We start from the raw sequence: 24,605 nt of genomic DNA, 5'->3' as shown, positions 1-24,605 counted from the left end.
TTCCTAATGAGCTGGATAAGCTGAATTGGGTTTATGGTGTTGTGCATCTATTGCCGATTGCACTTCAACGACATCGTCAAACCAATGACGAACACCATCAATTTCTTGATAATTCTCATGCCCTTTTCCGGCAATCACAACAATATCACCTGATTGGGCATGCTTTACTGCATATTTGATTGCTTCACGGCGATCACGAATTTCGTGCACCTCATGCTGGCTAAAATCAATTTCATGCTTCATATCGGCAAAAATTTGCTCAGGATTTTCTGTACGCGGATTATCTGATGTGATCATTACGGGATTGGCTTGTTCCAAAGCTGCTTTGGTCATCAATGGGCGTTTACCGCGATCTCGATCACCGCCACAACCAAAAACAGCCCAAAGCTGATTTTCAACATGACGTTTTAAGGTTTTTAAAACCTGAGTTAAAGCGTCTGGAGTATGTGCATAATCCACCACAAACAGACGATCTTGATCACGAATCACCTGCATACGTCCAGGTGCACCTTTTAAGTTGGGTACAGTTGCGATAAGTTGTTTTAAATCAAAACCTGCTTGTTCAGCAACAATTAAACTGGCCACCAAATTTTCAATATTAAAATGCCCAAGCAATGGGCTATTCACGGTAAATTCAGCTTTGGCTGTTTTGAGATGGAATGTTGCCCCATCTAAGCTATATTTAATCCCAAATACTTGGTAATCAGCCGCTTTAGAGGTTGAATAAGTCAATACTTTCGGATGTGACAGATTGCTGCTTGCCGCATTCATCATTAGATCTGCATGCGCATCATCTATGTTAATTACTGCAACTTTTAACGCAGCAAATTTAAACAGCAACGCTTTCGCTTCAGCATAGGCTTCAAGCGTCCCGTGATAATCCAAATGATCTCGACTCAGATTACTATATGCAGCAATCTCAATATCACAACCATTTAAACGACCTTGTTCCAAACCATGCGAGCTTGCCTCAATTGAAGCGAATTCAGCACCTTGCATAGCAAAATCATGCAAAAGATTTTGTAAATGCAACGCATCTAAAGTGGTATGTGAAGACGCTTCTAGGTTTGGCAGAATCCCGTTGCCCGTAGTTCCCATCACTGCACATTTTTTATTTTGTAATGCCAGTAATTCAGCAACGAGGCGTGAAATCGTGGTTTTACCATTGGTTCCCGTGACTGCAAGAATTCGTGCAGCTTTTACTGGGGATGTCGCTTGTAAATATTGTTTTTGCCATTGTCCCATCAACTGACGCACATCTGGGCAGATCAATGCAGATTCAAAGCCTAAATCTGTTTCACTAATAATGGCCAATGCGCCTTTGTCTAAAGCGATTTGAGCAAATTGTGCGGTTTTTTCTGGTTGCGAATAACTGGTCAAAGCAATAAAAATTTGCCCTTGTTGCACATAACGACTATCTAGAGAAAAGCCATTAAATGACTCAGACATCCAAGCCTTTGTATTATCAACTTTATAAATATCTTGAAAATTAATCATTATAGTTTACCTATGGCTTGGCCTTAGCCGTTTCAAGAGGTTTATCTAAAGGCACATTCATTAAACGTAAAGATTCTTGCATAATTCGAGCAAACACTGGAGCGGCAACCAAACCACCATAGTATTGTCCACGCGGATTTTCGACTACAACAATAACCGCCAAACGAGGATCACTAATCGGCGCCACACCGGCAAATAAAGCACGGTATTCAGTATTCGAATAACCTCTATGGTCAGGGCGCAACTTGTGTGCTGTACCTGTTTTACCACCCACGCGATAACCGGGAATATTGGCTTGTTTTGCAGTACCACCAGGCATCGTAACTTGCTCTAACATCAACAAAACTTCATCAGCAATTTTAGGCGCTAAAACCTGTTTGCCTTTGGGCTGATCATTTAATTTATAGAGACTTAAAGGATATTCCACACCATGATTGGCCAACATTGCATAGCCTTGCGCCAACTGTAAAATCGTAGCATTTAGACCATAGCCATAAGCCATTGTACCAATTTGTGAAGAATTTAACTTTTCAGGTGGAAGCACTAAACCTCCACTCTCACCCGGGAATTTAACCGCCGAACGCTGACCAAAACCGACCTTTCTAAAGAAACTTGGCAAGGTTTCTTTTGGTAAAGACAAAGCAATTTTTGCCGAACCGACGTTCGAGGATTTAATGATCACACCAGTAACGGTCAACGAACCATAGTTATGCGTATCACGAATGGTATGGGAACCTAAACGCATCGAACCTGGGCTGGTACTAATCACCGAGTTTGGGGTATATTTGCCACTTTCCAAACCCGCTGCAATGGTAAAAGGTTTCATGGTTGAACCAGGTTCAAACATGTCAATTGCACCACGGTTACGCATGGCATCTTTATTACTTAAGCCATTTTTATCGTTGGGATTATAAGAAGGCCAACTCGCCATAGCCAGAATTTCGCCCGTTTTTACATCCACAGCAATTGCAGAAGCAGAACGTGCATTATTGGCAACACCCACCGCAGTCAACTCACGATACATAATATATTGCAAACGTGAGTCAATACTTAAGGTGATATTCTCCCCTGCTTTCACTTCTTTTACAACTTCAGGGGTGGTAATACGGTTACCATGTTTATCACGAGAAATCTTTTGCTCACCATCTTCACCAGCCAGACGTGAGTTTAACTGCATCTCTAAACCTTCAATCCCCGTCCCTTCACTATTGGTGAGACCAATAATTTGCGCATTGGGCTGTGGCTGAGGATAATAACGTTTATAGGTTTTCTCGGCATAAACGCCAGCAAATTTATGCTGGGTAATAAAATCTGCTTGTGGTGGCGGAACTTCTTTTTTAAGTACCAAATAACGAGAACGTGGACGTTCATTTAAACGTTTTTTTAAGTCTGCACGATCAAGACCGACCGCATCTGCCAATTCATCTAAATTTAAATTTTCATCAGGCAATTGGCGTTTAAGTTTACGACTGTTGGGTGTCTTCTGTAATTCAGCCGTGATGGTATCAAACTGTTTTTTAGTCTCAAAATATTCACGTGGATCAATCACCACTTTCATGATTGGAGAACTGATTGCCAAAGGCACGCCATGACGATCACTAATCACACCACGCATGGCTTTTAATGTTTCAGAACGTAGAATGTTGGCATTGGCTTTATTTTGTAAAAAGTCTTTATTAATCACTTGCACATAAAATGCACGTCCGACCAAGCCGACAAAACATAAAAGCACCACGCCCCACATTAAATAGAAGCGCCACATATCTATCGATACAGTACTTTTCTGGGTAATGGAAGGCTGCTTTTTACGTGGCTGCCGAGTCGGTTTAGTTTGCTTATCTGCCATACAGATGCCTTACTTCTTCTGCTCTGATTCAGTTGGTAATGAAATGACAACTGTTTGCGCAGCTGGCGGTGAATACATTCTCAATTGTGTTACGGCACGTGTTCCTATTTGCGCAGTTGCACCAAATGTTTGTTGTTCAATGAGCAAACGTCCCCATTCTGCATTGATATCTTCACGTTCACGCATATAACTATTTAAATCACGAAAATCATGACGATAAGCAAAGACTTGCAACACCACCATAAAGGCACTGATCAACACTGCAACAACCAATACGCCATAAACAATCGCTTTTTTTATTGCCAGCTTATGACTTGATTCTTCTATAATTTCTTGTTTCATTCTGCGCCTTTTTGTTCTAAGCGTTCTGCAACTCGAAGCCAAGCACTACGTGAGCGAGGATTGGCTTTGACTTCTTCCTCACTGGCACGGACTCTGTCAACTTTTTTCAGTCGACGAGTATCTTGTACTTTTTGCGGTAATCCCCAGCCATCATCTTCTGGCAACGTTGATTCTTTTTGAATAAATTGTTTAATAATTCGGTCTTCAAGTGAATGGAAACTAATGACGGCCAAACGTGCATTTGATTTTAACAAATCTACGGCTTGAGGTAAAAAGGTATGTACGTCATCGAGTTCTTTATTAATTTCAATACGAATAGCTTGGAATGTCCGTGTCGCAGCATGTTTATTCTTTTCCCACTTAGGATGCGCAACTTTCACAATTTCCGCTAATTTTCCAGTGGTTTCAATATAACCTGCTTGCTTAATCGCACGTGCAATACGACGACTATAACGTTCCTCACCATATTGAAAAATTACATTGGCCAAATGTTCTTCGTCTACATCCACTAGCCAATCTGCGGCTGTTTGTCCTTGAGAATTATCCATACGCATATCAAGTGGTCCATCTTTCATAAAACTAAAACCACGGTCTGCTTGATCTAGCTGTGGTGATGACACCCCTAAATCTGCCATAATCCCATCGACTTGATAAATATCTAATTGATTTAATTCTTGTTGTAAATCTGCAAAACTGGCATGAATAATTTTAAAACGAGGATCTTCTTTTTCTAACTGATATGCCACTTCTAACGCTTGTGGGTCTTTATCAAAAGCATAAACTTTTGAATGCTCATCTAATTTAGACAACAATAAACGGGTGTGTCCACCACGTCCAAATGTCCCATCCACGTAAATTCCTGTATTGCGATCTGCAAGTAAAGCATCGACAGTTTCATGTAGTAATACAGAAATATGAGACATAATTATGATTTCAGTTTAAGCAAAAAAAGTAACTGCACATTATTACCTTGTTTTGCCAAAGCTCCAAACGACTTTTTGTAGGGAAATATTACTTTTTATAGAGAAAACCGTTTTAAAGTGCTTTTTATAAAAGTTCAGTACAAAAAATAGCGCATCCATCCTGCGACAAAGCGTTATCGTGTCTTGAGCATTTTTACATCACCATTGTCAAAATACGCTGAAACACGCCAACCTTGTCGGAGATAAAATTCAAAAGCACGACTTTTTTGATCGGTTTCCAAGCAAATTTCTTGAAAAGATTCAAATAATAAATCTTCTGCTTTTTTCAAAAGCGCAGTTCCGACACCTTTGGCTTCAAAATCAGGGTGGACAAACATGGCAAATACGCTGCCCTCAGTTAAATCTGCGATCGAAAAACCACACACTTGATGCTGCAGCTCAGCAAGCCAGACAGTCGAAGTATTTTGAATTAAATCCAATATTACTGACTCAGTGATACCCAGTTCAGTCAGTTGTTGTTTTGACAAATGGTTTTCTTTGACTGATGTTCGTATTTCAAAAATAACCTCAATATCATCTTCAGTGGCAAGTCTTAGCGTAATATCCATCGTCTCAATTTTTTGTTTACTTTAATATTAGTCTAACTGATTCATAACAGAATGAAAAAACCTCCTAAAAAGGAGGTTGATTCAATCAAAATAGTGGATGCTTAGCGCTTGCTATTATAAATCTGATCGAAAACACCGCCATTGGCAAAGTGAGTTTGCTGTGCTTTTGCCCAACCACCAAAGACTTCATCAATGGTAAACGTTTTCAGTTCAGGGAATTGGTTGGAATATTTAGCTAAGATTTTTGCATTGCGCGGGCGATAGAAATGACGCGCTGCCATATCTTGACCTATTGGAGAATACAAATAGTTAATATAACCCGTTGCTAACCATTTATTGCCATTCTTCTCTACTGTTTTATCAACAATTGCCACTGACGGTTCAGTCAAAATTGACATCGATGGATAGACTATATCAAACTTATTGCCAGATGCTTTCTTACTCACCATGGCTTCATTTTCCCAAGTCAGTAAAACATCACCAATCCCACGTTCAGCAAATGTGGTCATCGATGCACGCGCAGCTGGATCCATAACTTTTACGTTATGGTACATTTTAGAAACAAACTCACGTGCTTTAGCATCATTACCACCTGGTTGTTTAAGTGCATAGCCCCAAGCTGAGAGATAGATCCAGCGTGGTAAACCGCCTGTTTTAGGGTTAGGGGTAATGATTTGTACACCAGGTTTGGTCAAATCTGTCCAATCCTTGATGCCTTTAGGATTACCTTTACGTACTAAAAACACAACGGTAGACGTATACGGTGCTGAGTTATTTGGAAATTCTTTTTCCCAACCTGGGTTAATTTGGCCTGATTTCACAATTTCGTTGATATCATTGGCCAAAGCCAAGGTCACCACATCACCTTTTAAGCCATCAACCACGGCACGCGCTTGTTTTCCCGAACCACCATGCGATTGTTTAAAATCAACAGTCTTACCTGTACGAGATTTCCAGTAAGCGCCAAATGATTTATTAAACTCATCATAAAACTCACGCGTTGCATCATAAGACACATTTAAAAATTCACGGTCAGCAGCATAACTTGCTGTCGTTGCAACAGTTAATCCCGTCGCAATAACCACAGCACTCATCAGTGCTTTAAAATTAGTTTTCATATTATGAGTGCTAACATCGCTAAAATTATTCTAAATATATGAAATAAGCGAATAAACTTCAATCAAAAAGCGAAATACCCGCAAACTTAGCACAGATTAAAAATCAACCTATGGTTTTAATTGATGAAAGCGCTCAAGATCGCTGTGGTTTATATTTTGTCTGTTTTATTTATTTCTTTATCACAAATGCATAAAGCTAAAAAAAGCCCCCTTTGATCAAAGAGGACTTGTTTGTATTTGATTCAAATTACTTTTCAGCCGTAAATTGATCGTAAATCCCTCCATTGGCAAAATGGGTTTTTTGCGCTTTTGCCCAGCCGCCAAAAACTTGATCTATGGTAAAGAGTTTAATTTTTGGAAATTTTGCCGAATATTTGGCTGCAGCTTTGGCATTACGCGGACGGAAATTATATTTTGCTGCCAAGTCCTGCCCAACTGGTGAATAAAGATAATTTAAATAGCCTTTTGCTAAATTACGATTACCATCTTTATCAACCACTTTATCGACGATTGCGACTGAAGGCTCAGCTAGGATTGAAATGGATGGATAAATAATTTGATATTTGTCTTTATCTGGACCAGACGTCGCCAAAATTGCTTCATTTTCCCAAGACAACAAAACATCGCCAATACCGCGATCCGCAAATGTTGTGAGCGAGCCACGTGCGCCTGAATCTAACACTTTGACATTTTTATATATTTGTTTGACTAATTCACGCGCTTTTGCATCATTGCCACCCGGTTGTTTTAATGCATAGCCCCACGCTGATAAATAAATCCAGCGCGGTGCACCGCCTGTTTTAGGGTTTGGTGTGATAATTTCAACCCCAGGTTTCACCAGATCATTCCAATCTTTAATTGCTTTGGGATTGCCCTTACGCACTAAAAAAACAACGGTAGATGTGTAGGGTGCAGAATTATTTGGAAATTCTTTTTGCCAGCCTTTTTCAATCAAACCCGCATTGACAATTTCATCAATATCATTGGCCAAAGCCAGTGTCACCACATCTGCTTGTAAACCATCTACCACTGAACGTGCTTGCTTACCAGAACCGCCATGAGACTGCTTAAATTCAATATCTTGGCCTGTTTTTGATTTCCAAAATTGACCAAAACTCTTGTTATATTCCTGATAAAATTCACGGGTAGGATCGTAAGATACATTTAAAAATTCTTTCGCTGCATAAGCATTCCCCGTGACGATTAAACTGATCGCACTTAAAAGCAGTAGTTTTTTCATTTCTTTCTCGGTTTTTAATGATTTAGAAGCACTATATTTTTATTATTTCAATTTAACAATCAATCACTTATAAATATTTAAACTATCTTATTCATAATTTAAGATATCTAAAAATGTGTATTACTCATGTAAATTATTTGGTATATTTTTTACACAATTTAACCTAAACTTGAATTCTTCACGATTCATCCACATTTATGTGTTATCAATTAAAATATTACATTTCGTTTCAATGATTGTTTTTTAAACATTTTTTGTGTAGTATTATTAAAAAATGTGACGTAGTTATGCTTTTTGTAAGTTGTTTTGCTACAATAACCATGTTCAAGAACAAAAATTTGACCATCAAGGGGAGCCGATGGAATGAATGATTCTTATTTAAAGATCTTGGGCTTAAGTCTAGGACTCGCAGTGATGGCACAGACAGGCCATACTGCTGCAATTAAAGATACGACCAAGCCAATACAATCGTTAATTGTTGTGGTAGATAAACAATCACCGATTGAAAAAGCGCTCAATCAACAAAAGCGTGGCGAGAATAAACTGATCTCAGATAAAGATCAGCTTAAAGTTTTAACGTCGATTAAAACCACAGCCTCACAAAACTTTTTAGCTGAACAACATCAGAAATTTTCTTGTTTTGTACAAGCTTTATTCCAACCGCATACTTTGTAAAAATTTGATTTAGAAAAATAAATTCTACGCTCCTCAAAAGAATTTAGAAGCCCAATCGTTTATTGGTGAATTAACCCTTAAGCAGTTGGGCTTTTTCGTTATAATAGTTTCAATTTACATTCTGAATAATATTTAGTTATGAAAGTCCGTACTCGTATTGCACCCTCTCCAACTGGTTTTCCGCATGTAGGCACTGCCTATATCGCCTTGTTTAATTTATGCTTTGCACAACAACATGGTGGCGAATTCATTCTTCGTATTGAAGATACCGACCAACTCCGTTCAACCCCTGAATCTGAAAAAATGATTTTAGATTCACTACGATGGTTAGGTTTAAATTGGTCAGAAGGGCCTGATATCGGCGGACCTCATGCTCCTTATCGCCAATCTGAGCGAATGGGAATCTATAAACAATATGCTTTAGAACTTGTTGAAAAGGGTCATGCCTTTTACTGTTTCGCAACGGCGGAAGAGCTTGATCAAATGCGTGCTGAACAACAAGCCCGTGGTGAAACCCCTGGTTATGACGGTCGTGGCTTAAAACTTTCCCCAGAAGAGGTACAACAGCGTTTGGCTGCGGGTGAAGCTCATGTGATCCGTATGAAAGTCCCTGAAGAAGGCGTTTGCCAATTCAATGACTTACTTCGTGGCGAAGTGGAGATCCCTTGGGCACAAGTCGACATGCAAATCCTACTCAAAACAGATGGTTTGCCAACTTATCATTTAGCCAATGTAGTCGATGACCATTTAATGGAAATCACCCATGTGATTCGTGGTGAAGAATGGATTCCATCTGCACCAAAACACCAGTTGCTCTACCAATATTTTGGTTGGGACATGCCAACATTGTGCCATATGCCATTGTTACGTAACCCAGACAAGTCAAAATTGTCTAAACGTAAAAATCCAACCTCAATCAACTACTACAAAGACATCGGTGTATTACCTGAAGCCTTACTGAACTATTTAGGCCGTATGGGTTGGTCAATGCCAGATGAAAGAGAAAAATTCTCTTTGGCTGAAATGATTGAACATTTTGATATCCAGCGTGTGTCTTTGGGTGGTCCAATTTTTGATGTTGAAAAACTAAACTGGCTCAATGGACAATGGATTAAAGCCCTCAGCCCTGCTGAACTGTTAAATACACTTTTGGCTTGGAAATCTGATCGCCAAACCCTAGAAGATATTGCTGCGGCCATTCAACCACGTATTAACTTACTGTCTGAAGCGGTAAATTGGGCTGGTTTTTACTTCAATCAATTCCCAACATTGACCAAAGAGCAATTTGTCAGCAAAAAGTTGACTGAAGAGCAAGTTCGTCAAAGCTTGCAATTTGCAATTTGGCGTTTAGAAAGCTTGTTTACTTGGAACAACGATACTGTAAGCCAAACCTTGATGGATTTGGCGAATCAAATGGAAATCAAACTCCGTGATTTCATGCCAGCATTCTTTATCGCAATTGCTGGTTCAACATCATCGACCCCTGTGATGCAATCGATGGTCACCATTGGCCCTGATTTAACCTTTGCCCGTTTACGTCATGCACTTGAAATTGTGGGTGGTCCGAGCAAAAAAGAAGCAAAAGTTTGGGAAAAACTGAACGAAAGCATCAAATTGCCGAAAAATGATGCAGTTGATGAAGCTTAATTAAATTTTCTGTTGACGTGTGAGTGCAATATCCCTAATATTGCGCTCACACAGACTGGGGGTTATAGCTCAGTTGGTAGAGCGCTACAATGGCATTGTAGAGGTCAGGAGTTCGATCCTCCTTGACTCCACCAAATGTTTTACCTGTGTTGCCTCACTTGTCCCTATCGTCTAGAGGCCTAGGACATCGCCCTTTCACGGCGGTAACCGGGGTTCGAATCCCCGTAGGGACGCCATATTCAAGATGGCGACATCTTTGTAAAAAACCCAAGCATAGTGACTTGGGTTTTTTATTGCCTAAATTTTGCTTTTAAGCTGCTATTCAGTCTTTTTTGCATTCTAAAATAGAACGATTAGAATATGCTTAGATTATAAATGTGGAGCCACCATGCAATACCAATGTCCAAAGTGCCAAAGTCGAAAAATCTTGCCCGTTACCCATGGGAATACACCTGCTGTACGTCCTGTTGTTCCAAAAAGCTTGGTATTTTTGATTCCATTACTGTTTATTTTGTTGTTATTGGTTGTCATTAGTATTGTGATGTGGATTTTCAGCAACGGCGCAGGTCAAACATTGCAAATTGCAACCGTCGTGGTCTTCATTGCAGCTGTGATTGCAGGGGTAATGTTTTGGCGTGATCTGCCTGATTTTAAAATCTCAATGCAGTCATTTATGCAAGCCAATAAAAGCTGGAAGTGCCGTGACTGTAATCATGAGTGGCAAATCTAATTCTTCAGCTTTGCCTGATGTTCAAATCAAACCATTCACCTTAATGTGAATGGTTTTTTGCTTCATCTGTATGTGTGCCATCATCAGCATTACTGTGATCATGCCCATCTGATTCATGTGAATGCACCATACACGCATTATCTTCAATTTGTAACGTCATCTCAGTAATCCCATGTTGATGACTGAGCATTTCCATGACCTGTTGGTACAATTGATTCCGATCCGCTGCTGGTGCAAATAAATGCACTGTCAGATGGACATTTTTAGATGTAATGGCCCAGACCTTAAGTTGATGAATACTTTCCACACCTTCAACCGATAAAAGATCATTACGTAATTTTTCAATATCAATTTCCTCAGGCACACCTTCCAGTAAGATATTGATACTTTGTTTTAGCAAAACCCATGTTCGTGGTAAAACCCAAAAGCCGATGAGTACAGCAATAATCGTATCCACCCACATCCAGCCAGTGAAATAAATAATTGCGCCCCCAATAACCACACCCACTGAACCAAGTGCATCACTCAATACTTCCAGATAAGCACCTTTTATATTGAGACTTTCCTTTGAACTGGAGAATAAAATCTTCATTGAAATAAGGTTAATCACCAACCCAATAACCGCCACAACCATCATACCGACACTCTGAATTTCAGGAGGTTGGCTAAAGCGCTGATACGCCTCATAGAGAATATAAATTGCAACCACAAACAACATCATGGCATTAAACAACGCTGCTAAAATTTCAAAACGCTGATAGCCAAAGGTCCGTTTATCATCTGCGGGTAATTTACCAATTTTGATGGCAACCAATGCAATTGCCAATGCTGCAGCATCAGTAAACATATGTGCGGCATCGGACAATAAAGCCAAGCTTTGCGTCATGAAACCCGCAATCACTTCAACAATTAGAAAGGTACTGGTTAATGCCAATGCAAAGGTTAGTTTTTTTACATTTCCTTCTGTGACGACAGCATGACTATGGTCATGCCCTTGTTGCTCGCTCATGTTGATACCTCTGATTTTGTTTTATCAAAATATTGAATATTTTTTCTATTTATTATTGATAATAATTATTATTATCAATAATAAGGTTTCTTCTATATAATGGCGACTATATTTTCCACAGTTAAAATACCCCTGTTAATGGAATATCGACAATGAAAAAATACCTCTACCTTTCTGTACTTCTTTGCTCTTATAGTTATGCACATGAACCCTATGTTGCACCTCTGGGCTATAACACCACAAATACACAAATCCCAGTGATTGCATCCTATGCTGAAGAAGCACTGAATGCAGAACATGCCATGAAACAAACCGCGCTCAATGTGATTCAACCAGATCAAAGCAAGTTACAAGTTGAAGCTGCAAGCACTTTAAAATCGACTACGGTGTTTGACTTAGCCTTACCACAAGCAGGCACCTATCACCTGTTCAGTAAAGCGTCTTTCCCACTCAAATATGTCCAACATAATAAAGAATGGAAAATGCTTTTTGATGTCCCTGCTGAGAAAGCAGGTAAGATCGCTGAGCGCGAATATGTCATTCCTGCTGACTTTAAGAAACCGCCTGTACCGATCACCATTAACCGAGAATGGTCAATCCAAAGTTATATTTCTAAAGAAAAAACGTCACCTATTCAAAACAACACTGATGCTGCAATACAAGTCGAATTTAAAACCCATCCCAACAGTATTACTGCGCAGCAACCTGTGCAAATCTTGATTAAAAAATCAGGACAAGCACTCAAAAATGCCGAACTGCTCATCCGTGCTCAAGGGCAAACCGATAAACAAGCACAAAAAGTTCCGGTTGCTCAAGATGGTTCAGCAACAGTCACTTTTCCTTATTCAGGGCAATATTTACTTGAAGTCAGTGAAGCATTTAACAAAACCACTCAACCTGTAAATCAAAATTACACCATCATTAGTTTAGGTGTATTGCCTGTCAGTCAATAATAAACTGTCTATACAGTTTCAATGCCTCACCCTTCTTGGCTAAGAACGGTGAGGTTATTTTTAAATTAACGATCAACCATCCGTTTGTGCTTTAACTTTACGTTCATTCATCCAACGATAAATCACTGGTAAAATCACCAAAGTCAGTAAGGTGGATGACATGATGCCGCCAATCACCACGGTTGCCAGTGGACGCTGAACTTCCGCACCTGTCCCTGTAGCCAACGCCATCGGCACAAAACCTAACGATGCCACACAAGCTGTCATCAATACGGGTCTTAAACGTAAAATTGCGCCTTGCCATGTGGCCTGATAAACATCGAGTTGTTGACGTAATTCCTTAATAAAGGTCAACATTACCAAACCATTTAATACCGCCACACCTGAGAGCGCGATAAAGCCCACACCTGCAGACATCGACAATGGTATACCGCGAAGCCACAGTGCAATCAAACCACCACACAGTGCAAATGGAACACCAGTAAATACCAGCAAACTTTCCTTAAAGTTATGGAAAACGGCCATCAACAGCACAAAAATAGTTATCAGCGCCAGCGGAACGACCAGCTGCATACGTGCCTTCGCAGAGGTTAGGTTTTCAAACTGTCCGCCATAACTCAACCAATAACCCGCAGGCATTTCCTGCTTCGCCAAAGTCGATTGTAATTCGGTGACAAATGAGCCCAAATCGCGCCCTTCGACATTGGCGGTCACAACGACACGACGTTTACCATTTTCACGACTGACCTGATTAATACCGAGGATATTTTCAACTTTAGCCACATCCTGAAGTTGGATTAGACCACCATTTGGTGTTTGAATAGGTAAAACGGCCAGATGCTCAGGTGTACGTTGAGCATCATCCAGACGAATCACAAAATCGAAACGGCGGTCACCTTGTAAAATTTGCCCAACATTCTGCCCGCCGACACTGGTTGCCACCAAGTCTTGAATCGCTCTCACCGACAGACCATATTGCGCTGCTGCGGCTTTGTTCACTTCAACATTTAAAAGTGGTAGGCCGGAAGTCTGTTCCACATTGACGGCAGTTGCGCCAGTAATCCCTTTGATTTGTTGTGCAATCTTAGTGGCTTGCTGATTCAACACCTCCATATCATCGCCAAAAATCTTGATCCCCACATCACTTCGCACACCAGAAATTAATTCGTTGAAACGCAGCTCAATCGGTTGAGAAAACTCACTATTATTTCCGGGTAATGTACCAAGAAATGCAATCATACGTTGACGTAGCTCATCAATTGTTTGCTTTGGATTCTTCCATTCATCACGTGGCTTTAACAGCACCACAGCATCGGAAATATTAGGTGGCATGACATCTGTTGCCACTTCTGCCGTCCCTGTACGGGCAAATATGGCTTTGATTTCTGGAAACGCTTTGAGTAATAACTTTTCAGTATTCTCCTGCATACGTAAAGACTGCTCTAGGCCAGTACTTGGCGAACGCATTTGTTGCACTGCAAAATCGCCCTCACTCAAGGTCGGTGCAAACTCACTGCCAATTTGTGTGGCAAGCACGCCCGTTAAAAACAGAATACTCACCGCAAGGGTGACGACTAACATTCTAAAGTTATAGGCTAAATTGAGTAGTTTTTCATATTTTTGCTTTAACCACAGCATCCAGCGACTTTCTGTTTCTTTAACTTCACCATTAACAAATAAGGCCACTGCAGCAGGGACAAAAGTAACTGAAAGAATAATTGCGCCCACCAGTGCCAATACCACCGTCATAGCCATTGGGTGAAAGAGCTTCGCTTCAACACCAGACAGGGCGAAAATAGGTAAGTACACCACCAGAATAATTAATTGACCAAAGATTAAAGGGCGACGTGCCTGTTTAGCCGCAAGAAAAACTTCTTTAAACCGTTCTGCTCGTGAGAGTAATCTGCCTTTTGCATGCTGTGCCTCTGCCAGTCGCCGAATACAGTTTTCAACAATAACAACCGCACCATCCACAATGATCCCGAAATCCAGTGCGCCTAAACTCATCAGATTGGCACTAATTTTCTGCTCAGCCATACCCGCCAAAGTAAACAGCATCGATAACGGAATCACACATGCAGTAATTAACGCTGCACGGAAATTACCAAGAAATAGGAACAGAATAACAATAACTAGAATTGCCCCTTCTACAAGGTTCTTCTGTACTGTACTAATCGCACGTTCGACCAAAGCTGTCCGGTCATATACGGTTTGGATCACAATACCTTTCGGTAAAGATTGCTGGACTTCCTTGATTTTTGCATCTACTGATTTCGCCACAGTACGGCTATTTTCCCCCATCATCATCATGGCGATACCGAGTACAGTTTCCTCGCCATTGTAAGTTGCACCACCTGTACGTAGATCATGTCCAATTGAAACAGTCGCTACATCTGCAACTCTAATCGGAAAACCATTTTTATTGCCAATACTTACATTTTGAATATCTTCAATATTGTTTAAGGTTCCTGGAACACGTACTGTCAATTGCTGCCCATTGGTTTCAATAAAACCAGCACCACGGTTTTCATTATTTCCAGTTAAAGCGTTTTGTAGATCACTGACAGGGATTTGTAATTGTTGCAAACGATTTAAATCAGGTGTGACCACATAGGTTTTATTAAAGCCACCAATCGAGTTGACCTCTGCAACACCGGGAACCCGTTGTAGCTGTGGTCGTACAATCCAGTCCTGAATTTCACGTAAATCCATCGCGGTATAGGGCGTACCATCAGGTTTTTTCGCATTCGGTTCAGCCTTGATCACCCATTGATAAATCTCACCCAACCCTGTCGATACAGGAGACATTGTCGGTGCAATATCATCTGGCAGCTCGGTTTGGGCTTCTTGTAAGCGTTGATTAATCTGTTGTCGTGCCCAATAAATATCCGTCCCGTCTTTAAAAATAATGGTCACTTGCGATAAACCATAACGGGAAATAGAACGGGTCAACTCTAGCTTAGGTAAACCTGCCATCGCAGTTTCGATGGGATAGGTAATCCTTTGTTCAACTTCTAATGCGGTAAAACCAGCCGCTTGGGTATTCACTTGCACTTGGGTATTGGTAATATCGGGTACAGCATCAATCGGTAATTTTTGATAACCGTAAATCCCTACGCCAATCCATGCCACAATAAACAGCATGACCCAAATGGCATTTTTAATCGAAAATTGAATCAGTCGATCAAATAATCCTTCAGGTTGAGGTAATGCTGAATCCGCATCGAGATCTAACTTAGAATCAGAAGAATCATTAATGCCCATGGCTCGCCTCTCCTTTTTCCAATTCAGATTTCAGCAAAAAGCTACCCTGAGCTGCATATTGCTGACCTTGAGTCAGACCAGACTTCACTTCAACCCACTGACCATCACCGGATACCTGACCCAGTACAACAGGCTGTGCAGTAAACTCGATTTTCTTGTCATGCTCACTGGAAACGAAAACAATATCCTTTCCTTCAACTTTCTGTATGGCACTTTTGAGTACACGTAATGCTTGAGCAGTGCCTTGCTGTTGTAACTGAACATTGACCATCAAATTCGGGCGCAATTCAGCTGCATTCGACAATACTTTGGCACGCACTTGTAAACGTCCAGTCTGCACATCAGCTTCACTATTTAAACTTTGAATCTGTGCTTTAAAGGTATTCCCCGTTTGCAGTGACTTAAATTCAACCTGCTGATTGGGTGCAATCGCTGAAAACTCAGAACTTGGTACAATAAATTCAAGCCATAGCTGATCCAGTTGATCGATGATAAATAACTGGCTGGCCAGCTGTACATTTTCACCCATGACCAAGTCTTTTTTACTGATAATGCCTGCAATTGGTGCTGTGAGAACATAGCGACCATTACTGCTTGATGAGGCACCAAAAGCAGATAAACGGGATCTGGTGGCTTGTACCTGAATCTGTGCTTGCTTGTAAGCATTGTAAGCCCGTTGATAATCCTGCTTGGCAGAAATACCTTGTGACCATAACTGGCGCTCTCGTTCATAATCCTGACGTGCCAGTTCTAAGCTTGTTTGTGCAACCTGTAAATTTGCCTGCTGATCAACCAAATCAGGCACCACCAAGGTCGCCAATGCCTGCCCTTTTTGCACACGCTGTCCCAACTCAACATTGACGGCAACCACCTGCCCACTAAATGCAGGTGATACATGTGCTTGACGATCGGTATTGACCATGACTTTTGCAGGATAAGAAGCCGATTTTATAACGGTCCCCATCTCTACTTTAGCAAGTTTGATTCCTTGTTCAGTGATCTGTTGCGCGGTCAAGCTAATGGCTTCAGCATTCTCTTTCTCGCCACCCTCTTCTTCACTGTGCTTCGCTTCTTCCGCACCGTCTTTGGTGGTTCCCTTAGCATTTTCTTCATGTGAATGCCCTTCTTCAGCATGCCCTGCTTCATTTTCACCAGCATCTTTGCTACTTGCTTTTTTAGATGAAAAGAACAAACCCATAGCAATAAGAGCAGTCATCACAATAGTAATGATGATCAGTAGGCGTTGAGAAATTTTGCCTTTCTGAAGTTTAAAAGATTTAAATTGATTCAGCATATTATTTTCCCCCACCCACGATTGGTAAAGCTTGTGTGTCCTGCCATAAACTCTGATTGATCTGTGCTAAAGCGTCTTTTGCCATGATTTGACTTGGTTCAATACCGAGACTCAGACTTTCCGCTTCAATGGCACGTTGCCAGCCATCTTTCAATAATTGCACTTTTCTCAAACGCACTTCTTGCAGCTGTAACGTTGCGAGTTGCACATCGTTAACGGCAAATTTACCGACAGTAAACCCCTGCAAAGTTTTACGTTGAACCTGAGCTGCAAGCGGAATCTGAGACTCATCGACTGCTTTAAACTGTACTTCCAGTCCTTGCAATTCAGTCAACAAGGTTCCCACCTGCAAAGCATTTTGGCGGAGATAAAATTCCTGTTGTCTGCTGAGTAAATCCTGCTTTGCTTGCGCAATTTGCACACCATATTGCTGGCGGTTGAAAATATTCAATGGGATAGAAACCCCCACAACTAAAGCATTGTCAGTCGAGGTTTCAGGTGATCGAGTACGATTCACGCCTAAATTCACAGTTGGATTAGGCCGTGCCGAAGCTTTGAGTTGCGCCACTGTCGCTTTTGCTTGCAACACCTGTAACTGACGTGATTTTTCAAAAAGATTGTCTGCGAGATATTCTTGTACCTGTTGGTGTGTCGAAGACGGCCATAAAGATTGAGGATTTAAACCGATACGAATCGATTTATCAGCATCTCCCCAAAGATTGGACAATTGCTGCTTGGCAACTTGCACCTGCAAATCGGCTTGACGATATAAGCGAGCATTTTCTGCATGACTCAGTCTGGCACGATCTACATCAACCTGAGCCACACTCCCCGCTTGATAGCGCTTCTGAATCGCATTCAGATTTTCTTCACTGACCTTGAGCTGCTCTTGGACCACGTTGCGTTCTAACTCAAAAATCGCCAGCTGTGACCATTGGTATTTCACAGCCAATTCAAGTTGAGCCTGATAAATTCGCTGATTTAAGTCACTTTGATCTTTTGAAAGTTGTGCCAACCGCTGTGCTGACTTACGTTCACCAAAAATATCCAATCGTTGAGAAACACCAATTGAAAGCTCTTGATCTTGATTGGAACCAAAACCCGTTTGCGATACGGATAACTCTGGATTTGTCCACAGTTTTGCTTGTTTAATGTTCGCTGTTGCAATTTGCTGCTGCGTTTGCCAGACATTTTGCGTTTGCTGATATTGCTCAGTTTTTGCAATTGCCTGTTGTAAGGTTAATGCTTGAGATGTGTTGTCTGCCCAACTAAGAGATGACATCACACTCAACATCAATGCACCGAGCAAAGACGGCCTAAAACCAAATACAGGCTTTTGTACTAAATTACGTATTTCTTTTGACATAAAAATGCCCCACTAAATTAAACCATTAGCGGTGGGCAATCTTTTTGGCTACCCCACCTTATAGCGGGGATGAGAGAGGCGGAGGATTAGGCAAATATAGATCAGGTGACTGGTACAAATTATTCCAGCCAATAAAGCGAGATTCAGGGTAGCCTATAAACTTAGGCTGCGCTGTTTGTTGCTGATCATCAACCACAATAAAATGCGCAAAGGAAGGCAAATGGTCACGATGATCATCATTTATATGATTGAGGAAATCACTGGAACGCACATCATGTTGATGTGCTGATAATTGTTTGAATGCGGACTGATCTGAAATCGGTTTATCTATCCCATACACATCCAATAGCTGCGGATGCTGCTGCTGATCCTGAGTACAATCAGGTGCATTATGGTGTCCAAAATGCTGACTCATCAGACTTTGCGATGGAAGTGTAGTGCTTTCATGATCACAAAAAGCTGCCGCTACATTCCAAAGACTCTGGAACATAAACAAACTAAGCAAGACTGTGATGAAAACACTTGAGCGTTTCACAGATTCTATCCGAAATCAAAAAACAACCTAAATATAGCAAATTTTCTCAATGTAATAAAATTACAGTGCGTGATTTAATCATTTAAATAAAAATTGTTGGTTTGTTAAATAATGTATTTTTTAACAAATGTGTAAAAATCGCAATTGACAAATTACATTTAACTATTTGCAAAGTGTAAAAAATCAGCTAGATTAATTATATCTAATCATTTTTTTGTGATTAGCAGTCTCTTTTACTTTGTTAATGGATTAGCAAGGAGGTTGTATATGTTGGTACATATTTTTAACCGTTTTTTAGGAGATTCAACATCTCGTCGAGCATTTGAACAGAATGCTTCCGAAGCTGCTCTCGAAAAAGCGCAAGCACATCATTTTGAAGATCAAAATCTAAGTTTAGATGAAATCGCAAATCGTAATGCTATGTGGTGCTATTTAAGAGCTGCTTTGCGTGGAGATCAAGAAGCTCAGTATAAAATGGGACTCAGCTACTTAAATGGACAACTTGGGTTAGACCGAAGTTATAGTCATGCAGAAAAGTGGCTTGAACAAGCTGCACATCAAGGTCATACCCACGCCAAAGAACAATTAAAAAAAGCATATGATGAGCTTGCTTTTTCATAAATCATGATAAAAATATTACATATATCCATCTATAAACAGAGTTGAAATCAACTCTGTTTACTTAAAAATATATTCAAATTTTCAAGTGAATTTATTTGGTTATGTTTTATACAGTAAGATTGATTTTTTGCTTTTAATACTCATTTTTATATGGTAAAAATCACGAAATAAGTAAAAATATAATAGAGTATTTACTCTAAAAATATTTTATAAATTCAGTCACTTAATACTAGTATTTTTATTTTTTTTGTATATTATTGCCTTCCAACAAAAGTGATCATCTTTTAAACAAAGACCCAATCACCCGAAACAAAAAAATACAGCATATATTTATGCCAGTAGAATCAGGAAAATAGCTATGAATCAAAAATTAGAGCAACTTTTTCAAAAAAAGGTTCAAGGTAAAATTGCACTAATCACAGGTGCATCTAGTGGTATCGGTTTAACGGTTGCAAAAAAGCTCGCAGCAGCAGGTGCACATGTACTTTTAGTGTCTCGTACTGAAGAAACATTGAAAGAAGTTCAAGCTGAAATTCAGGCTGAAGGTGGGCAGGCTGATATTTTCCCTTGCGACCTAAATGATATGGATGCTATTGATGAAGTGTCTAAACAAATCATTGCCTCTGTTGATCATATTGATATTTTGATCAATAACGCAGGTCGCTCGATTCGCCGCGCGGTACATGAATCTGTTGACCGTTTCCATGATTTTGAACGTACGATGCAGCTGAATTACTTTGGTGCAGTTCGTTTAGTCTTGAATATTTTACCGCAAATGATGGTTCGTAAAGACGGTCAAATTATCAATATCAGTTCAATTGGTGTGTTGGCAAACGCAACTCGCTTCTCTGCTTATGTTGCATCAAAAGCAGCATTGGATGCATTTAGCCGTTGTTTATCTGCGGAAGTGCATTCACATAAAATTGCAATTACTTCAGTTTATATGCCTTTAGTCCGCACGCCGATGATTGCACCGACTAAAATTTATAAATATGTGCCAACACTTTCACCTGAACAAGCAGCAGATTTAGTGGCTTATGCGATTGTGAAACGTCCGAAGAAAGTTGCGACAAACTTAGGCCGTTTAGCTTCTATTACGTATTCGATTGCACCTGGAATCAATAACAAATTAATGTCAATTGGCTTTAATTTGTTCCCAAGTTCGACTGCGTCTGTGGGTGAGCCACAAAAATTAAATCTGGTACAAAGAGCGTATGCACGTTTGTTCCCAGGTGAGCATTGGTAATTTAAGCCATTGAACGGATATTCAACTGAGTAGACTATCCGTTCAAATACAGACATTGAAAATCTTGAATAAATAAAATAATATTAGAAAAACTAAGCACTAAGAATAACTTCACGCATTCAATATTAAAGAAAAAATCATTGATTTTAAATTTAACAACACGAAGCTATTCAAATAATCAGAGACATAACCAATTAGAAAATGAGACCACCATGTTAAAAAAACAATTTAACTTAAAGCTTCAACCTGTTACCTATGCCGTTTTGCTTTGTCTAAGTTTAAGCACAAGTACACTCATACCTGTTTATAGTTATGCGGAAACGACCACAACAGAACAAAGCACGACACCTGACCAAAGTACACAAACCCAGCAAGAAAGCCCGTATTCCAAACTGAATTGGCAAATTGGACCCAAAAAGGAAAATCTTGCTGATGTCGCCACCCTAAACACAATCAAAGGTGATGGTTTTCTTGATATTTCAAATTCAGATAAATTTTTAGAGCTTACTGGTAATCTCACTTCAGGCAGTACCAATGTACTCGTCGCAGAGGATGATTCATGGTGGGCGACCTTTGACTTTGAACCGTCAGGCTACGTCAAAGATGATGAGAAAATTGATGCTGATGCATTGTTAAAAGAATTAAAATCTTATGATGAAGCAGCCAATGCTGAACGTGTGCGTTTAGGGCTTGATAAACTTTATACAGATAGTTGGGCTGTCCCTCCAAAATATGATCCTGAATCTAAACATCTTGAATGGGCATTAAAAGTCCGTGGTGAAGATAATATGGAAACCATAAACTATACCGTACGTCTTCTGGGGCGTACCGGTGTAATGAGTGCAACCTTGGTATCTGATCCTGAAAATCTAGATAGAAATATTCAAGCCTTTAAAAACTCCATCAAAGGCTTCCAATATAACTCAGGCGAACGTTATACCGAATTCCAAGCAGGCGACAAAGTAGCAGAATATGGTCTAGCCGCTTTAGTGGTAGGTGGTGCTGCCGCCGTTGCGACTAAAAAAGGTTTTTGGGCGGTCATTGCTGCTTTCTTTGCAGCGACTTGGAAGTTTATCCTTGTTGGCGTTGCTGCTTGCATTGGTTTTATCGGGAAGATTTTTAAAAGAAATAAAGAATAATGATCGCATTTGATTATCTTATTATTTTGGGTTTAGTCGGATTTTATCTCTATGATTCGGCTAAACTTTGTTTCTATAATGAATTTTATCTTCTCAACGGTTTTACCACAAAGTTTAAGTCACAGATGCTGGTCAATCACATCAGCATCTTCAAAAAATTTCTGATTATTCCTCAGCCATTTTGCCCACATTATTTATGCTTTAAAGTTCGCTGGCAACTGACCCATCATCAAGACCAGCAACAAGTTGCGGACAACGAGATCGGGGCTATTCTAAATCTACAAAAGATCTTAAAACCGTTGCAGCCGATGATTTATTTAAATACAGTGTTAACACTGGTTTTATTACCTATTGCGTTGATTTATAAAAGCAGTTATCTATATTTAGCAATTTTAATCCTATGCATTTATGCGATTAACCTGATCAATATCACTTGGATTTTTGTTCGACGAAAACAACTATACTTGTCCAACTTAAAATTCAGCTATCTTTTCATCGATGCGCTACTTTGTCCGCCTTTTGCATTAAACCTCCTGCAAAAAATTAGTCTAAATTATGATTTTAAGACAGATGCAATTACCCTCTCTCAACATCTATTACAAGCAGATGATTTTCAAGCCTTGTTGTCTCAAACGATTGCGGATATTGAATTACTCAAAAATAATCATGACTCAGAACAAGTGGTCATTGAACAATTAACACTTAAACAAAACTACCTGACCAATCTATTAAGCCCACCTTGAGTACCGAAACTATTACTCAGCAACAATTTTCACGATTTAAACGACAACAGCTCAGTATGATTCGCAAGCTTCTGTTTCAATAAATTCTCTAACCAATCAATAAAGAATTGAAAATATACGGGTCGATATTTTCTTTCTAAAAAAAGAAAATTAATGGGTATTTTTAAGCATGCTTCTTGCTCAAATATTCGGGTTAATCTTTTGGTCTCGATAAACGGGATTGCATCAAAAGCTGGAATCTGGATAATCCCCAACCCTTGCAAGCCCGCATGTAAATAACTTTCGGTATCCTCAACTGAAAGTTGGTAAGGAAGTTTGATCTGGCTATCTTTAAATACCAGACTTCCAAAATCTGAATCCATATTTTTCATTTGATAACCAATCATAATATGCTGATTTAACGGCGCTGTTTCTAGAGCGTTCTCCAATGTATTTAAATATTCTGGAGCAGCAACCGTATATAAATCAACGTTTGCGATGGGTCTCACAATTAGATTTTCATTCATCACATTTCCAACACGAAGCACACAATCTAGTCGTTGTTCAATTAAATCTGAATAATGATCGTGGCTATAAATTGAGACTTTAATATTGGGGTATTTTGCATAAAATTCATGCAGATAAGGGAGAAGATATTGGGTTGCAATTCTTAATGGTAAGCCAATTTTAACTTGCCCCTTATATTGGCGATTTTTTAATTTAAACTTATTCAGCCCTTCAGCCTGAAAAATCAATTGTTGAACTTCTTTAAGAAACTGAACCCCATCATTGGTTAAGTTAACTTTTCGCGTGGTCCGATTAAACAACAATACTTGATATTCTTTTTCTAAGCCTTGTATTGCATAGGTAATTGTTGAACGTGGCAGATCCAGTGCTTTAGCAACTTGGGCAAATGAATGCTTTTCTGCAACTAAGCAAAAAATTTTTAGCCGTTCAATTTTATCCATTTATTATTCAATTTTTTCAAACAATCTATTCGATTCTAATCACTATTTAGAATAAAAAATAGCTTTTAGAATTTCAGCATCATTTATCAAAACTGGAAAATAACAATGGCACAGCACAATTTAAAAGACAAAACAGTGATTATTACAGGTGGCGCTAAAAACCTAGGTGGTCTGATCGCACGTAAATTTGCAGAACAAGGTGCAAATCTTGTCATTCACTACAACAGCCTAGAAACCCAAAAAGATGCAGAAGAAACACTCAAAGCCGTTGAACAACTTGGCGTTAATGCGACTTTGATACAAGCAGACCTCTCTAATATTCAAAATATCGAAACATTGTTCATCAAAGCCAAAGAAATCTTTGGTGGTGTCGATATCGCGATTAATACCGTAGGGCGAGTACTCAAAAAACCATTGATTGAAACAACTGAACAAGAGTTTGATTCGATGAATGACATTAACAATAAAATTGCCTATTTCTTCATTCAGTCTGCGGGTAAACATCTTAACAATGGTGGAAAAATTTGTTCTATCGTGACCAGTCTTTTAGCAGCTTATACAGGATTATATTCAACCTATGAAGGCTTAAAAGCACCTGTCGAACACTATACACGTGCAGCATCGAAAGAGTACGGCGATCGTGGTATTTCCGTCACTGCTGTTGCACCCGGTCCAATGGATACACCATTTTTCTATGGTCAAGAAGCACCTGAAGCGGTGGCCTATCATAAATCTGCCTCTGCACTGGGTGGTCTAACCAAGATTGAAGATATTGAACCTTTGGTACGTTTTTTAGTGACAGAGGGTTGGTGGATTACAGGTCAGACTATTTTTGCCAATGGTGGTTATACGACACGATAAT

At 39.7% G+C, this 24,605-nt stretch carries 22 protein-coding genes and 2 tRNA genes; 11 read left to right on the top strand and 13 right to left on the bottom strand.

The annotated features are described in order from the left end of the window. Positions 1 to 3 precede the first annotated feature (3 nt). The 7 genes from ACQ7EO_RS01445 to ACQ7EO_RS01415 form a co-directional block, all read right to left on the bottom strand. On the bottom strand, positions 4 to 1,500 hold the full coding sequence (locus ACQ7EO_RS01445) for a UDP-N-acetylmuramoyl-L-alanyl-D-glutamate--2,6-diaminopimelate ligase (protein ID WP_303576668.1): 1,497 nt from the start codon (positions 1,498 to 1,500) through the stop codon (positions 4 to 6). Between the two features lie 7 nt (positions 1,501 to 1,507). Then, positions 1,508 to 3,343: a penicillin-binding protein PBP3 gene (gene ftsI / locus ACQ7EO_RS01440; protein ID WP_004816649.1), complete on the bottom strand. Its 1,836-nt coding sequence runs from the start codon at positions 3,341 to 3,343 to the stop codon at positions 1,508 to 1,510. A gap of 9 nt (positions 3,344 to 3,352) precedes the next feature. Further along, positions 3,353 to 3,685 carry a cell division protein FtsL gene (gene ftsL / locus ACQ7EO_RS01435; RefSeq protein WP_004725407.1) on the bottom strand — a complete coding sequence of 111 codons (333 nt, stop codon included), beginning with the start codon at positions 3,683 to 3,685 and terminating at the stop codon, positions 3,353 to 3,355. Further along, positions 3,682 to 4,608, bottom strand: a complete 927-nt coding sequence (gene rsmH / locus ACQ7EO_RS01430) for a 16S rRNA (cytosine(1402)-N(4))-methyltransferase RsmH (RefSeq protein WP_270383312.1) — start codon at positions 4,606 to 4,608, stop codon at positions 3,682 to 3,684. Before rsmH ends, ftsL begins: the two co-directional genes overlap by 4 nt. A gap of 173 nt (positions 4,609 to 4,781) precedes the next feature. Next, positions 4,782 to 5,216, bottom strand: coding sequence for a GNAT family N-acetyltransferase (locus ACQ7EO_RS01425; protein WP_303576615.1), 435 nt, complete (start codon positions 5,214 to 5,216; stop codon positions 4,782 to 4,784). 101 nt (positions 5,217 to 5,317) lie between these two features. After that, positions 5,318 to 6,334, bottom strand: a complete 1,017-nt coding sequence (locus tag ACQ7EO_RS01420) for a sulfate ABC transporter substrate-binding protein (protein WP_004816643.1) — start codon at positions 6,332 to 6,334, stop codon at positions 5,318 to 5,320. Positions 6,335 to 6,581: 247 nt separating this feature from the next. Then, positions 6,582 to 7,574, bottom strand: a complete 993-nt coding sequence (locus ACQ7EO_RS01415) for a sulfate ABC transporter substrate-binding protein (RefSeq protein ID WP_004816641.1) — start codon at positions 7,572 to 7,574, stop codon at positions 6,582 to 6,584. A gap of 363 nt (positions 7,575 to 7,937) precedes the next feature. Between ACQ7EO_RS01415 and ACQ7EO_RS01410 the strand changes: the two genes are divergently transcribed. The 5 genes from ACQ7EO_RS01410 (at position 7,938) to ACQ7EO_RS01390 (ending at position 10,626) form a co-directional block, all read left to right on the top strand. Beyond that, complete coding sequence (locus ACQ7EO_RS01410) at positions 7,938 to 8,249, top strand: hypothetical protein (RefSeq protein WP_004725398.1); 312 nt, start codon at positions 7,938 to 7,940, stop codon at positions 8,247 to 8,249. Positions 8,250 to 8,387: 138 nt separating this feature from the next. Then, positions 8,388 to 9,896: a glutamate--tRNA ligase gene (gltX, locus tag ACQ7EO_RS01405; protein WP_209827843.1), complete on the top strand. Its 1,509-nt coding sequence runs from the start codon at positions 8,388 to 8,390 to the stop codon at positions 9,894 to 9,896. Positions 9,897 to 9,954: 58 nt separating this feature from the next. After that, positions 9,955 to 10,030 (top strand) — tRNA-Ala (locus tag ACQ7EO_RS01400). A gap of 26 nt (positions 10,031 to 10,056) precedes the next feature. Beyond that, positions 10,057 to 10,132, top strand: a tRNA-Glu gene (locus ACQ7EO_RS01395). Positions 10,133 to 10,284: 152 nt separating this feature from the next. Beyond that, entirely contained in the window at positions 10,285 to 10,626 is a 342-nt protein-coding gene (locus ACQ7EO_RS01390) for a hypothetical protein (protein WP_004725393.1), read from the top strand. Positions 10,627 to 10,666: 40 nt separating this feature from the next. On the opposite strand, the gene ACQ7EO_RS01385 is transcribed toward ACQ7EO_RS01390, so the two are convergent. Then, positions 10,667 to 11,635 carry a cation diffusion facilitator family transporter gene (locus ACQ7EO_RS01385; RefSeq protein WP_239044754.1) on the bottom strand — a complete coding sequence of 323 codons (969 nt, stop codon included), beginning with the start codon at positions 11,633 to 11,635 and terminating at the stop codon, positions 10,667 to 10,669. Between the two features lie 152 nt (positions 11,636 to 11,787). Here ACQ7EO_RS01385 and ACQ7EO_RS01380 point away from each other — a divergent pair, with 152 nt between their 5' ends. Then, positions 11,788 to 12,588: a DUF4198 domain-containing protein gene (locus tag ACQ7EO_RS01380; protein WP_434278739.1), complete on the top strand. Its 801-nt coding sequence runs from the start codon at positions 11,788 to 11,790 to the stop codon at positions 12,586 to 12,588. A 72-nt stretch (positions 12,589 to 12,660) separates the two neighbouring features. Here the strand turns inward: ACQ7EO_RS01380 and ACQ7EO_RS01375 are convergent, their stop codons facing one another. Genes ACQ7EO_RS01375 through ACQ7EO_RS01360 form a run of 4 tightly spaced genes read right to left on the bottom strand, consistent with a single transcriptional unit; the run spans position 12,661 to position 19,047 of the window. Continuing rightward, positions 12,661 to 15,852: an efflux RND transporter permease subunit gene (locus tag ACQ7EO_RS01375; RefSeq protein ID WP_303576611.1), complete on the bottom strand. Its 3,192-nt coding sequence runs from the start codon at positions 15,850 to 15,852 to the stop codon at positions 12,661 to 12,663. Then, positions 15,842 to 17,146: an efflux RND transporter periplasmic adaptor subunit gene (locus ACQ7EO_RS01370; protein ID WP_434278738.1), complete on the bottom strand. Its 1,305-nt coding sequence runs from the start codon at positions 17,144 to 17,146 to the stop codon at positions 15,842 to 15,844. The genes ACQ7EO_RS01375 and ACQ7EO_RS01370 overlap by 11 nt, the downstream gene beginning before the upstream one ends. Before the next feature lies 1 nt (position 17,147). Then, positions 17,148 to 18,512 (bottom strand): TolC family protein, encoded by a 1,365-nt coding sequence (locus tag ACQ7EO_RS01365; protein WP_244014298.1) that lies wholly within the window; start codon positions 18,510 to 18,512, stop codon positions 17,148 to 17,150. Between the two features lie 58 nt (positions 18,513 to 18,570). Further along, positions 18,571 to 19,047, bottom strand: a complete 477-nt coding sequence (locus ACQ7EO_RS01360; protein ID WP_004816629.1) for a hypothetical protein — start codon at positions 19,045 to 19,047, stop codon at positions 18,571 to 18,573. A 267-nt stretch (positions 19,048 to 19,314) separates the two neighbouring features. Between ACQ7EO_RS01360 and ACQ7EO_RS01355 the strand changes: the two genes are divergently transcribed. The 4 genes from ACQ7EO_RS01355 (at position 19,315) to ACQ7EO_RS01340 (ending at position 22,796) form a co-directional block, all read left to right on the top strand. After that, positions 19,315 to 19,668 carry an SEL1-like repeat protein gene (locus ACQ7EO_RS01355; RefSeq protein WP_004816626.1) on the top strand — a complete coding sequence of 118 codons (354 nt, stop codon included), beginning with the start codon at positions 19,315 to 19,317 and terminating at the stop codon, positions 19,666 to 19,668. 358 nt (positions 19,669 to 20,026) lie between these two features. Continuing rightward, positions 20,027 to 20,914, top strand: coding sequence for an SDR family NAD(P)-dependent oxidoreductase (locus ACQ7EO_RS01350; RefSeq protein WP_004725376.1), 888 nt, complete (start codon positions 20,027 to 20,029; stop codon positions 20,912 to 20,914). A 212-nt stretch (positions 20,915 to 21,126) separates the two neighbouring features. After that, complete coding sequence (locus ACQ7EO_RS01345) at positions 21,127 to 22,053, top strand: DUF2167 domain-containing protein (RefSeq protein WP_434278737.1); 927 nt, start codon at positions 21,127 to 21,129, stop codon at positions 22,051 to 22,053. Next, positions 22,053 to 22,796: a hypothetical protein gene (locus ACQ7EO_RS01340; protein WP_434278736.1), complete on the top strand. Its 744-nt coding sequence runs from the start codon at positions 22,053 to 22,055 to the stop codon at positions 22,794 to 22,796. The genes ACQ7EO_RS01345 and ACQ7EO_RS01340 overlap by 1 nt, the downstream gene beginning before the upstream one ends. A 29-nt stretch (positions 22,797 to 22,825) precedes the next feature. Here the strand turns inward: ACQ7EO_RS01340 and ACQ7EO_RS01335 are convergent, their stop codons facing one another. After that, entirely contained in the window at positions 22,826 to 23,743 is a 918-nt protein-coding gene (locus ACQ7EO_RS01335) for a LysR family transcriptional regulator (protein WP_004816619.1), read from the bottom strand. A 105-nt stretch (positions 23,744 to 23,848) separates the two neighbouring features. Between ACQ7EO_RS01335 and ACQ7EO_RS01330 the strand changes: the two genes are divergently transcribed. After that, positions 23,849 to 24,604 carry an SDR family oxidoreductase gene (locus tag ACQ7EO_RS01330; RefSeq protein ID WP_209827822.1) on the top strand — a complete coding sequence of 252 codons (756 nt, stop codon included), beginning with the start codon at positions 23,849 to 23,851 and terminating at the stop codon, positions 24,602 to 24,604. Position 24,605: the final 1 nt, after the last annotated feature.

The sequence above is a fragment of the Acinetobacter sp. CE-15 genome (assembly GCF_051059255.1).
GTDB lineage: Bacteria > Pseudomonadota > Gammaproteobacteria > Pseudomonadales > Moraxellaceae > Acinetobacter > Acinetobacter guillouiae.
This window is presented reverse-complemented; position numbering and strand designations above follow the sequence as displayed.